Genomic DNA, 11954 nt, shown 5'->3' on the forward strand with positions numbered 1-11954 from the left:
GAAACGACGGCGGTTGTTCTACTCTGTCGGCAATAGGTCTTGCCCAAAAATGTTGTTGCAAAGTATGGTTTGTACTGGTCTGTTTGCAAAAACGAGCACTTCCAGCCATCGAGCGTTTAACATGCTCATTGTGTGGCTAAAAACGTTGCGAGGTTAACGCGCCTTGGGCGTTACAGCTATAGCTTTATTCTGAAAATCAGCAGATTCCATTGGCCATTAATATGGAAGTTATAGCTCATTTGGTTTTAGTGATTGCCGTTTCAATGCTGAGTCTGAGAAAATGGTAAACTTGAACGCTTTTTTTAATCCGACCTGGAGTAAAACATGTCCTCTCGTAAAGAGCTTGCCAACGCGATCCGCGCACTAAGCATGGACGCAGTGCAAAAAGCGAATTCCGGCCACCCCGGCGCCCCTATGGGTATGGCAGATATTGCCGAAGTTCTGTGGCGTGATTACCTGAACCATAATCCAACCAATCCACACTGGGCTGATCGCGACCGTTTCGTCTTGTCGAATGGTCACGGCTCCATGTTGATCTATAGCTTGCTGCACCTCACTGGCTATGATCTGCCAATGGAAGAACTGAAAAACTTCCGCCAACTGCATTCTAAAACGCCAGGTCACCCTGAATATGGCTATACCGCGGGCGTAGAAACCACCACTGGCCCACTGGGTCAGGGCATCGCCAATGCGGTGGGTTTTGCCATTGCAGAACGCACACTGGCCGCGCAGTTTAACCGCTCAGGCCATGATATTGTCGATCACCACACCTATGCCTTTATGGGTGACGGCTGCATGATGGAAGGGATCTCGCACGAGGTTTGTTCTCTGGCGGGTACCATGAAGCTGGGCAAACTGACCGCTTTCTATGATGACAACGGTATCTCCATCGACGGTCATGTTGAAGGCTGGTTCACTGATGATACTGCTGCCCGTTTCGAAGCTTACGGCTGGCATGTTGTTCGTGGTGTTGATGGTCATAACGCTGATTCCATCAAAGCGGCCATCGAAGAAGCCCACAAAGTTACCGACAAACCATCACTGCTGATGTGCAAAACCATTATCGGTTTTGGTTCACCGAAGAAAGCCGGTACTCATGACTCCCACGGCGCACCATTAGGTGCTGATGAAGTTGCTGCAACCCGTGAAGCATTGGGCTGGAAATACCCGGCATTTGAAATCCCACAGGATATTTATGCTGCATGGGATGCCAAAGAAGCGGGCAAAGCTAAAGAAGCGGCCTGGAACGAGAAGTTCGCTGCTTATGCTAAAGCGTATCCAGAACTGGCTGCTGAATTCAAGCGTCGTGTAAGTGGTGAACTGCCAGCTAACTGGGCGACTGAATCCAAGAAATTCATCGAAGAGTTGCAAGCAAACCCTGCCAAGATTGCTAGCCGTAAAGCATCACAAAATGCACTGGAAGCTTTCGGTAAGGTCTTGCCTGAATTCCTCGGCGGTTCTGCTGACCTGGCACCAAGTAACCTGACTATCTGGTCTGGCTCTAAATCACTGAGCGATGATCTGGCGGGTAACTATATTCACTACGGTGTCCGTGAGTTTGGTATGTCTGCCATCATGAATGGTATCGCGCTGCACGGCGGTTTCATTCCTTACGGCGCAACCTTCCTGATGTTTGTGGAATATGCCCGTAACGCAGTACGCATGGCTGCGCTGATGAAAATCCGCAGCATCTTTGTTTACACCCATGACTCTATCGGTCTGGGCGAAGATGGCCCAACCCATCAGCCAGTTGAGCAGATGGCAAGCTTGCGTGTCACACCAAACATGAGCACTTGGCGTCCATGTGACCAGGTTGAGTCTGCGGTAGCATGGCAGTACGCCTTGGAACGTAAAGATGGCCCAAGCGCGCTGATCTTCTCCCGTCAGAACCTGGCACAACAGCCACGTACAGCTGAGCAGTTAGCGAACATTTCTAAAGGCGCTTACGTGCTGAAAGATTGTGCGGGTCAGCCAGAATTGATCTTTATTGCTACTGGCTCTGAAGTTGAACTGGCGGTTGCTGCTGCCGATCAACTGACTGCTGCTGGTCGTAAAGTGCGTGTTGTCTCTATGCCATCCACCGATGCATTCGACAAACAAGACGCGGCTTACCGTGAATCTGTATTGCCATCAGCGGTTAGCGCTCGCGTTGCTGTTGAAGCGGGTATTGCTGATTACTGGTACAAATATGTTGGCCTGAATGGCGCAGTTGTGGGTATGACCACCTTCGGTGAGTCTGCTCCAGCGGAATTGCTGTTCAAAGAGTTCGGTTTCACCGTCGAAAATGTGGTGGCGAAAGCTCAGGCGTTGTTGAAATAAGCCGCAACGCGACCAACACCTGCTGTAGCTTTAAGTAAGAAGCTATAGTCGGGTGTAAATGGTGATGATAATCCCGGTAATACACCTGTTAAAAGACTGCTTCGGCAGTCTTTTTTTTCACCAATTGATGGATGAATTGTGCCCTTTATCAGGCAGATATTCCTTTTATGATTAGTTTGGTTTATTCTGGCTGAAGCGTTTCAGTCATAATTCAGTTTCCATTTCAGCTCATTTCGCTGAGGAAAAAGCCGGGAGTATTCTGGCTGAATTGTGATAAGACGATTAACATCTTAGGGTGCGCTGAAGTACGCTATGGGGTTGCATGATAATAACCAGAAACAGGGAGTAGCATGACAATCCGTATAGCGATAAATGGCTTTGGCCGTATTGGTCGTAGCGTTTTACGCGCATTGTATGAATCAGGTCGCCGGGCAGAAATTTCAGTGGTTGCTATTAATGAGTTGGCTAATGCAGAAGGGATGGCCCATCTGTTGAAGTATGACTCCAGCCATGGGCGGTTTGCTTGGGATGTTCGTCAGGAATGTGACAAATTATACGTCGGGGACGATATTATCCGGCTGATACATCAGCCAGAAGTTGAGCAGTTACCCTGGGGTGAGTTAGGAATTGATGTTGTTCTGGATTGTAGCGGTGTGTATGGCAGCCGTGCAGATGGCGAGGCGCATTTAACCTCCGGTGCCAAAAAGGTACTGTTTGCCCATCCCGGTGGTCATGATTTGGATGCTACGGTGGTTTATGGTGTTAATCATCAGGATTTACAGGCAGAGCATCGAATTGTTTCCAACGCTTCCTGTACCACGAACTGTATTATTCCTATTATTCAGTTGTTGGATGTGGCTTATGGCATTGAATCCGGCACTGTTACCACTATTCATTCATCAATGAATGACCAGCCGGTTATTGATGCTTATCATCAGGATTTACGTCGTACCCGAGCAGCAAGTCAGTCAATTATCCCGGTTGATACCAAACTGGCAGCAGGGATTACCCGTATTTTTCCGAAGTTTTGCGACAGGTTCGAAGCTATCTCGGTGCGGGTGCCTACAATCAATGTCACGGCGATCGATTTAAGTGTCAGCGTGACAAGCCCAGTTGGCGTGGCTGAGGTTAACCAGCTTTTGCAAAAGGCAGCAAGAGGTTCATTTCGTGGTATAGTTGACTATACGGAATTACCATTGGTGTCGACGGATTTTAACCATGATCCGCACAGTGCTATTGTCGATTGTACTCAGACAAGGGTCAGTGGGCAGCACCTGATTAAGACGTTGGTATGGTGCGATAACGAATGGGGTTTCGCCAATAGAATGTTGGATACGACATTGGCGATGGCCAGAAGTGGTTTCTAGTATGGTATGTTAACGTTTTGTTTTTCCGTGGTTTATTGCGGTCTCTACAACGTTGATGTGCAGCTTATGCAACTTTAAAGAGAATCAACAAGAGGATTCACCATGTCTGTAATTAAGATGACCGATCTGGATCTGGCAGGCCTTCGCGTGCTGATCCGTGCGGACCTCAATGTTCCGGTAAAAGATGGCAAAGTGACTTCTGATGCGCGTATCCGTGCATCTCTGCCGACCATTGAGGCGGCACTGAAGCAGGGCGCTAAAGTAATGGTTACCTCTCATCTGGGTCGCCCGACCGAAGGTGAGTACAACGAAGAGTTCTCCTTGCTGCCAGTGGTTAACTACCTGAAAGACAAATTGTCTGCTCCGGTACGTCTGGCGAAAGATTATCTGGACGGCGTTGAGATTGCAGCTGGCGAGTTGGTTGTTCTGGAAAACGTTCGCTTTAACAAAGGCGAAAAGAAAGACGACGAAACTCTGTCCAAGAAATATGCCGCACTGTGTGATGTGTATGTAATGGATGCTTTTGGTACTGCTCACCGCGCACAAGCTTCTACTCACGGTGTTGGTAAATTTGCGCCTATCGCCTGTGCTGGCCCGCTGTTATCAGCAGAACTTGAAGCCTTGGGTAAAGCACTGGGTAACCCAGCGCGTCCAATGGTTGCTATCGTTGGTGGTTCTAAAGTTTCTACCAAACTGACTGTGTTGGGTGCGTTGTCTAAAATTGCAGACCAACTGATTGTTGGTGGCGGTATCGCCAATACCTTCGTTGCCGCTCAAGGCAACAATGTGGGTAAATCTCTGTATGAAGCAGACCTGATTCCAGAAGCTAAACGTCTGTTAGAAACTTGCGATATCCCAGTCCCTACCGATGTTCGTGTTGCTACCGAGTTCTCTGAAACTGCAGCTGCAACACTGAAACCTGCTAACCAAATCAAAGATAATGAGCAAATTCTGGATCTGGGCGACGAATCTGCGGAACGTCTGGCTGAGATCTTGAAAAACGCCAAAACCATTCTGTGGAATGGTCCAGTGGGTGTATTCGAGTTCCCTAACTTCCGTAAAGGGACCGAGATTGTGGCTCGCGCCATCGCAGAGAGCGAAGCATTCTCTATCGCCGGCGGTGGTGACACTCTGGCAGCAATCGACTTGTTCGGCATTGCTGACCAAATCTCTTACATCTCTACCGGCGGCGGTGCTTTCCTTGAGTTCGTAGAAGGGAAAAAACTGCCAGCGGTTGTGATGCTGGAAGAGCGCGCTAAGCAGTAATTTAGATAACGGGGGGCGAGAGCCGCCCGTTTCGCTTTTAGCTCATCGCCTGCGGGCTTTGAGTTGTGCGAAAACCGATTTACATTTAGGGCCTATCCTCCCGGATAGCTGCTATCTTCAGTCGACGAAACAGGACAACGTACATGTCTAAAATTTTTGATTTCGTAAAACCAGGTGTCATCACAGGTGATGACGTGCAGAAAGTGTTCGCGGTAGCAAAAGAAAACAACTTTGCTCTGCCAGCAGTTAACTGTGTCGGCACCGACTCTATCAACGCAGTGCTGGAAACAGCAGCCAAAGTGCGTGCGCCAGTTATCGTTCAGTTCTCTAACGGTGGTGCAGCATTCATCGCAGGTAAAGGCGTGAAAACTGACGTGCCACAAGGCGCGGCAATTCTGGGCGCTATTTCTGGTGCACATCATGTACATCAGATGGCTGAGCACTATGGTGTTCCCGTTATTCTGCATACCGACCATTGCGCCAAGAAATTGCTGCCATGGTTAGACGGTTTGTTGGATGCAGGCGAGAAACATTTTGCTGCCACTGGCAAACCACTGTTCTCTTCTCACATGATCGACCTGTCTGAAGAGTCCCTGGAAGAAAACATCGAAATCTGTAGCAAGTACCTGACTCGTATGTCAAAACTGGGTATGACGCTGGAAATCGAACTGGGTTGTACTGGTGGTGAAGAAGATGGCGTAGATAACAGCCATATGGATGCATCTTCCCTGTATACTCAGCCGCAAGACGTTGATTACGCTTACGAAAAACTGAACGCAATCAGCCCACGTTTCACTATCGCTGCTTCTTTCGGTAACGTACATGGTGTTTACAAACCAGGTAATGTGAAACTGACCCCAACTATTCTGCGTGATTCTCAGGATTATGTTTCTAAGAAACACAATCTGCCGCACAACAGCCTGAACTTCGTGTTCCATGGCGGTTCAGGTTCTACTGCTGCTGAAATCAAAGAAGCAGTAAGCTACGGCGTAGTTAAAATGAATATCGACACCGATACCCAGTGGGCAACATGGGAAGGTATTCTGAACTACTACAAGAAGAACGAAGGCTATCTGCAAGGCCAACTGGGTAACCCAGAAGGTGCTGACAAGCCGAACAAGAAATACTACGACCCACGTGTGTGGTTGCGTTCTGCCCAGACTAGCATGATTACCCGTCTGGAATTGGCATTCAAAGAACTGAACGCAGTCGACGTACTGTAATTCAGCTTAGCTTTGACTGACCTAAAAGGCCCTACGGGGCCTTTTTCCGTTTTGTCAGTAAATTGAAGATTCTTTATGTTTGCTCGTCTTTACATCAGCGGCTTATCGAGTTTTTGAGCCAAAGCAATTAATGCCTTCATTTGATCGTCGGTCTGTACCATATACGGCCCACCTTGTTCTCGCAGGGTTTTAATGATTAATTCCAGGCTTTGTGATGATTCTGGGTTGATCAATTCCATCGCAGCGATAAGTTGCCCGGTACGCCCAACACCGGCACTACAATGAATTACTGGAAGTGCTTTATATTCAGCTTTAACCGCTCTACTGGCGAATCCCTCTTTTTCCGGATTAGCATAAAAATTAAACTTATCATCGTGTAACTCAACGATACGTTTCGCCAGTGTCACCATTTCATTAGCAGGTAATGCTGTTTTATCCTTCCAATCAGTAATGTGAATAACTGGAACTGCAATCTTGAGTTTTGGGTGTGATTCATCATAAGGTATTTTGATTGTATAACCTTCGGCACCAGGGTGTATTTCAGTCCGAATATCTATCTCGTAAGAGGCATCCTTTTCCACTGTTTTAAAGTAAGGGGGATAAGGTTTTGGTTTAATATTGTCATTGCTAAATATATTTTCCTCACCGATTACCACCAATATTGTTGCTCGCCTTTCTCCCAACATCTCAATATATGGAGTAACCGATTGTTTTGTCGGATATTGGCTACGTATCACCCCCTTATCTGTTCCTAGCTCTATATGGTTAGCGGGTAGAGCAGTATTGTTAGGTGCCATGATAGCGGTTGTTTTCGGTGTGGTAATGTCTCTATATCTTTGATTCTCTTTGGGTATTATTGCTTGATTACTCTCTTCCCATATTAATCCCTGCTGATGGATTTTAAGCGACTCCAGGAGCTTTTCGGCGTCTGTTTGGGGCTGACTATCTTTAATAGGATTCAAGTTGAGGGTAAGGTGGGATGGTCTAATTCTAGGCATGGATTTTCTCTCAATGAGTGAATAGGATGACCTACCCCCCTCATGCTAAATCTGTCCAGCTAATGTTTATTCTATAAATATTCTATTTTTTCTATGGGTTGAAAATTTGCTGATACAGCTTCAAGCAGGAATATTGATATTTATTTATTACTATCAAAATTGGCAACACATCCTATTGTTCGTTACCCTAAACGGGTATGACTGCCATATTAGTCATCAATTGGTGGTAATTTTTGCGTAATCTCCCCTGCGGGGAATTTTTTGTAGGATGGTTAAAATGGAAGAGTTAAATGTAGTTGATAGTATTAATGAGGCCAGCTCTTGGTTTATCAATAATCAGGATTTGCTGATTCAATATGCCGTCAATCTGGTTGCTGCGCTGTTGATCCTGGTTGTCGGGTCGATCATTGCCAAGGTCGTCTCTCGCATGCTTGGCCGAGTCATGAAATTACGTGGTATTGATGTCACGGTTGCTGATTTTCTGGCGGCCATGGTGCGCTACAGTATTCTGGCCTTTACCATTGTGGCGGTGCTTGGCCGTCTTGGTGTGCAAACCGCCTCGGTGATTGCAGTCATCGGTGCCGCGGGCTTGGCCGTCGGTTTGGCGCTGCAAGGCTCGCTGTCCAACTTTGCTGCGGGTGTGTTGCTGGTGGCCTTCCGTCCGTTTAAAGCGGGTGAGTATGTCGATCTGGGCGGTGTTGCCGGTACTGTGGTGCAGGTGCAGATTTTCTCAACCACTCTCCGCACCGTAGACGATAAAATCATCGTGGTGCCAAATGGCAAAATTATTGCCAACAACATCATCAATACCAGCCGTGAGCCGAATCGCCGTACTGATATGGTGGTTGGTGTGGCTTATGATGCTGATATTGATGTGGTGAAAAAAGTATTGGGCGACATCATCGCCGCTGATTCACGCATCATGCACGACAAAGGGGTGACGATACGTCTGAATGAGATGGCACCTTCATCATTGAACTTCACCGTACGTGTCTGGACCACCAACGGCGATGCAATGGATGTGTATTGGGATCTGATGGAGAATTTCAAACGCGCGCTGGATGCTAATAAAATTGGTATTCCTTACCCGCAGATGGATGTGCATTTACATCAGGTAGCAACCGCTGAATCTAATAAGCCAGCATAAAATAAATGATGTTGATACGGGCTGCCATTCGGCCCGTTTCTCTTATTTTCGTCCCTCTCATCGACCCCTATTTACCAATTATTAGTTTTACTTATAGTTGATAAGAAATATCAATTTCCTCTGATGATTATCTCCCCGTAATATGCTGCTAATTGCTTTCCTATTCCCTCGGTTAATACTGAGGATTATCCAAAGGTAACAGTATGTTAGCCGTCTATTTGCAAGGTTTTGCTCTCAGTGCCGCCATGATTTTGCCCCTTGGGCCACAAAATGCCTTTGTGATGAATCAGGGAATTAAGCGGCAACACCATTTAATGAGTGCCGGGCTTTGTGCTCTCAGTGACATCATCTTGATTTGCGCCGGTATTTTTGGTGGCAGTGCTTTACTGAGCCGCTCACCATTGCTGCTGGCGCTGGTAACTTGGGGCGGAGTCGCATTCCTGCTGTGGTATGGCTGGGGAGCACTGTTAGCCGCCTGGCGGGGGGATAATACCGCCTCCTCTGCTGCCGCTGGTGCTCAGGGGCGCTGGCGCATCATCGTGACACTATTAGCAGTAACCTGGCTCAATCCACATGTTTATCTTGATACCTTTGTGGTGTTGGGGAGCCTCGGAGGTCAGCTACTGCCTGATGTTCGGCCTTGGTTTGCGTTTGGTGCCGTAACTGCCTCTGTTACTTGGTTTTTTGCACTGGCTCTGCTGGCAGCGTGGTTATCACCGTGGCTGAACCGCCCGACGTCACAGCGAGTGATTAATCTGCTGGTGGGCGGCGTGATGTGGTTTATTGCGTTTCAGTTAGCGCGTCAGGGATTAAATCTGTGAGTTTTTATCACTAATCTGAATCCCATGATTCCCAAGATATGCTACGGTTGATGTGTTATTTCAGGTTACTGACGGCAAATGAATCAGGTTGCCAATGAGATACAAGTGAGTGTAATTAACTGCAAATGTGTTTGTGACTAATTGAATTCACTGGTTATCTAACCGCAGCAGATTTATTTGTCATGCGTATTTTAGGAGGCTCCGTGAAGTTGAAGACATTGGCTTTGGCCGCAATGATGGGATTAGGGACGTTACCTTTGGCGCTACAAGTTCAAGCCGCCGAAGTGCCAGAAGGGCCGCATGTTGTCACCTCCGGTACTGCCAGTGTGGATGCGACTCCGGATATTGCCACTATCGCAATTGAAGTTAGCGTATCTGCCAAAGATGCCGCTGATGCTAAAAAGCAGGCGGATACCCGCGTGGCGCAATATTTTGATTTCCTGCGTAAAAGTGGCATTGATAAGAAAGATATCAATGCTGCCAATATCCGTACCCAGCCTGAATACGATTACCAGAAAACCGGTGAAGCGGTATTGAAAGGCTACCGTGCGGTGCGTCAGGTTCAGGTAACACTGCGCCAGCTTGATAAATTGAATGAGTTACTGGATGGGGCACTAAAATCGGGTCTTAATGAGATTCGAGCCGTAGAGCTTGGTGTTGCTAATCCAGAGACTTACCGTGAGCAAGCACGTAAAAAAGCTATCGAGAATGCGATTAGCCAAGCGGGCTCTTTGGCTGAAGGATTTAAGGTCAAGCTGGGGCCGGTGTACAGCATTCGTTATCATGTAGCTAACTACCAGCCAATGCCGGTAGCGCGGATGTTTAAGAGTGCCGAAGCTGCACCGGCAACGGATGCCGCTCAAACTTACGAACAGCAGACCATCCATTTTGATGATCAGGTTGATGTGGTGTTTGAGCTACAAACCAGCGCCAGTGCTCCAGCCGCCGCTAAATAAGCTAGTCTTGTCGTAAAACCTGACGCCCGTAAGATAAGAGGGCGTCAGTGACTTTTCTCATTGTCCGGCTTTCCGGCGCGAATCGGTGCCAGAACAGCATGCGCCGCTGCAATAGCCCCGGCGTCAAATTAATCAGTTCCCCGGATGCCAGCTCTTTTTCGATTTGCAGATGCGGGATCATACAGCAGGTGGTGCCTTGCCTTGCCAACTGCACAAAGGCTTCCGACGAGTTAACAATATGGCAGGGCACACTGCCCGGCGATAAATCGAAATTCTGCTGTAAAAACGCCTGATGCATATCATCCAGATGGTCAAAAGCGACCGCTGGTGCTTTCAGCAGTGCCGAGCGCGTGACGCCGTTGGGGAAATACCGCTCAGCAAAGGGTTTGGATGCAACAAACAGATAATCCAGCGCGCCCAGTTGATCGACCAAACAGCTCGGCAGGGGCTGAGGTTGGATACTAACTGCGCCCACGACTTCGCCACGACGTAGCCGCTCTTGGGTTCGGGTTTCATCTTCAACTTGCAGATTGAGCCGAATCGGAGAGTCTGCCAGCACCGGTTTCAATGCCGGAAGCAGCCAGGTTGCCAAACTGTCGGCGTTGACCGCCAATGACAGCAATAGCGGAGTATCGCCGCCACTGTCATTACCAAGCCACTCTTCTTCCAGCAGTTCAACCTGATGCAATAAAGCGAGCAGTTTCTGGCCTTGTTCCGTCGGGCGCGGTGGCACTGTGCGCACCAGTAGTGGCTGACCGAACAGATTCTCTAACTGCTTAATGCGTTGAGATACTGCCGATTGGGTGATACAGAGTTTTTGTGCCGCGCGTTCAAAACCGCGTTCACGGATCACCGCGTCCAGCGCTTGTAGCGTACGGTAGTCTGGGCGTTTCATCGGAGTCATCTCTCCAAATATTAAGTTAATAAGGCACTATGCCACATTTTGATCATTTTTCTATGCCCGAATACCTCGGTACCCGCCACAAATAAACCGGCATAACTGTGATCCAGCTAAAATTAACCGTCCAGTAAGTGGGCTTTATTGCGAAGATTTCTGGTGTATATGCTCTATAATGACTTCAGGTTTTCTTTCATATCAAGGCGCGAACTTACCATGACTCAGGATGAACTTAAAAAAGCAGTGGGCTGGGCAGCATTAGATTACGTCAAACCTGGCACTATTGTTGGGGTTGGCACCGGCTCAACCGCAGCGCATTTTATTGATGCTCTTGGCTCTATCAAAGGTCAAATTGAAGGGGCGGTTTCCAGCTCTGACGCCTCTACCGCCAAACTGAAAAGTTACGGTATTCAGGTATTTGATTGCAACGAAGTCGATGCACTGGATATCTATGTTGATGGTGCCGATGAAATTAACGGTCAGATGCAGATGATTAAAGGCGGTGGTGCAGCACTGACCCGCGAAAAAATTATTGCCGCCATTGCCCGTAAGTTTATTTGTATCGCTGATGCATCCAAGCAAGTTGATGTATTGGGTAAGTTCCCGCTGCCGGTCGAAGTCATCCCAATGGCCCGTTCTTATGTGGCCCGCGAACTGGTTAAATTGGGTGGGCTACCTGAATATCGCCAAAATGTTCTGACCGATAACGGCAACGTTATTTTGGATGTACATAATTTGACGATTTTGGATGCTATCGCGTTAGAAAATAAAATTAATGGTATCGCTGGAGTGGTCACTGTTGGGCTATTTGCCAACCGAGGTGCTGATGTGGCACTGATTGGTACCGCCGAAGGTGTTAAGACCGTGGTCCTCAAGTAATCGGCTAAACCTTGTTCAGGGTGTGGTTTATTGACTTCACCCTGATAATTTTTGCCTTTAAATATCTTTTCTTAAAATGG

Annotated in this window: 10 protein-coding genes; 8 read left to right on the top strand and 2 right to left on the bottom strand. The window is 47.9% G+C overall.

Translation table 11 applies throughout. From position 1 onward, the window contains the following. Window positions 1–324 precede the first annotated feature (324 nt). From tkt to fbaA, 4 genes are all read left to right on the top strand, one after another. Window positions 325–2319, top strand: coding sequence for a transketolase (tkt, locus tag N0H69_RS07255; protein WP_050109881.1), 1995 nt, complete (start codon window positions 325–327; stop codon window positions 2317–2319). Between the two features lie 350 nt (window positions 2320–2669). Then, window positions 2670–3686 carry an erythrose-4-phosphate dehydrogenase gene (gene epd / locus N0H69_RS07260; protein ID WP_050109880.1) on the top strand — a complete coding sequence of 339 codons (1017 nt, stop codon included), beginning with the start codon at window positions 2670–2672 and terminating at the stop codon, window positions 3684–3686. Between the two features lie 102 nt (window positions 3687–3788). Further along, window positions 3789–4952, top strand: a complete 1164-nt coding sequence (gene pgk / locus N0H69_RS07265) for a phosphoglycerate kinase (protein WP_050109879.1) — start codon at window positions 3789–3791, stop codon at window positions 4950–4952. Window positions 4953–5095: 143 nt separating this feature from the next. Next, window positions 5096–6175: a class II fructose-bisphosphate aldolase gene (gene fbaA / locus N0H69_RS07270; RefSeq protein WP_050109878.1), complete on the top strand. Its 1080-nt coding sequence runs from the start codon at window positions 5096–5098 to the stop codon at window positions 6173–6175. Window positions 6176–6264: 89 nt separating this feature from the next. Here the strand turns inward: fbaA and N0H69_RS07275 are convergent, their stop codons facing one another. Then, on the bottom strand, window positions 6265–7173 hold the full coding sequence (locus N0H69_RS07275) for a protein-tyrosine phosphatase family protein (protein ID WP_050135848.1): 909 nt from the start codon (window positions 7171–7173) through the stop codon (window positions 6265–6267). A 277-nt stretch (window positions 7174–7450) separates the two neighbouring features. On the opposite strand from N0H69_RS07275, the gene mscS reads away from it, so the two are divergent. From mscS to N0H69_RS07290, 3 genes are all read left to right on the top strand, one after another. Continuing rightward, window positions 7451–8320, top strand: coding sequence for a small-conductance mechanosensitive channel MscS (mscS, locus tag N0H69_RS07280; RefSeq protein ID WP_050135851.1), 870 nt, complete (start codon window positions 7451–7453; stop codon window positions 8318–8320). 203 nt (window positions 8321–8523) lie between these two features. Then, on the top strand, window positions 8524–9141 hold the full coding sequence (gene argO, locus N0H69_RS07285) for an arginine exporter ArgO (protein ID WP_050152285.1): 618 nt from the start codon (window positions 8524–8526) through the stop codon (window positions 9139–9141). Window positions 9142–9344: 203 nt separating this feature from the next. After that, the gene (locus N0H69_RS07290) at window positions 9345–10097 is read left to right on the top strand and encodes an oxidative stress defense protein (RefSeq protein ID WP_050109874.1); all 753 of its coding nucleotides are present in this window, start codon (window positions 9345–9347) and stop codon (window positions 10095–10097) included. A gap of 1 nt (window position 10098) precedes the next feature. On the opposite strand, the gene N0H69_RS07295 is transcribed toward N0H69_RS07290, so the two are convergent. Then, on the bottom strand, window positions 10099–10992 hold the full coding sequence (locus N0H69_RS07295; protein ID WP_004706816.1) for a LysR family transcriptional regulator ArgP: 894 nt from the start codon (window positions 10990–10992) through the stop codon (window positions 10099–10101). 219 nt (window positions 10993–11211) lie between these two features. Between N0H69_RS07295 and rpiA the strand changes: the two genes are divergently transcribed. Next, the gene (gene rpiA, locus N0H69_RS07300) at window positions 11212–11874 is read left to right on the top strand and encodes a ribose-5-phosphate isomerase RpiA (protein WP_050109873.1); all 663 of its coding nucleotides are present in this window, start codon (window positions 11212–11214) and stop codon (window positions 11872–11874) included. Window positions 11875–11954 lie beyond the last annotated feature (80 nt).

The sequence above is a fragment of the Yersinia alsatica genome, from assembly GCF_025133195.1.
In the GTDB taxonomy this organism is placed as follows: domain Bacteria; phylum Pseudomonadota; class Gammaproteobacteria; order Enterobacterales; family Enterobacteriaceae; genus Yersinia; species Yersinia alsatica.

Coding starts and splice junctions, on each gene's coding strand:
- N0H69_RS07275 (WP_050135848.1), bottom strand. CDS start 7,173: ATGCCTAGAATTAGACCATCCCACCTTACCCTCAACTTGAATCCTATT.
- mscS (WP_050135851.1), top strand. CDS start 7,451: ATGGAAGAGTTAAATGTAGTTGATAGTATTAATGAGGCCAGCTCTTGG.
- fbaA (WP_050109878.1), top strand. CDS start 5,096: ATGTCTAAAATTTTTGATTTCGTAAAACCAGGTGTCATCACAGGTGAT.
- rpiA (WP_050109873.1), top strand. CDS start 11,212: ATGACTCAGGATGAACTTAAAAAAGCAGTGGGCTGGGCAGCATTAGAT.
- argO (WP_050152285.1), top strand. CDS start 8,524: ATGTTAGCCGTCTATTTGCAAGGTTTTGCTCTCAGTGCCGCCATGATT.
- tkt (WP_050109881.1), top strand. CDS start 325: ATGTCCTCTCGTAAAGAGCTTGCCAACGCGATCCGCGCACTAAGCATG.
- pgk (WP_050109879.1), top strand. CDS start 3,789: ATGTCTGTAATTAAGATGACCGATCTGGATCTGGCAGGCCTTCGCGTG.
- epd (WP_050109880.1), top strand. CDS start 2,670: ATGACAATCCGTATAGCGATAAATGGCTTTGGCCGTATTGGTCGTAGC.
- N0H69_RS07295 (WP_004706816.1), bottom strand. CDS start 10,992: ATGAAACGCCCAGACTACCGTACGCTACAAGCGCTGGACGCGGTGATC.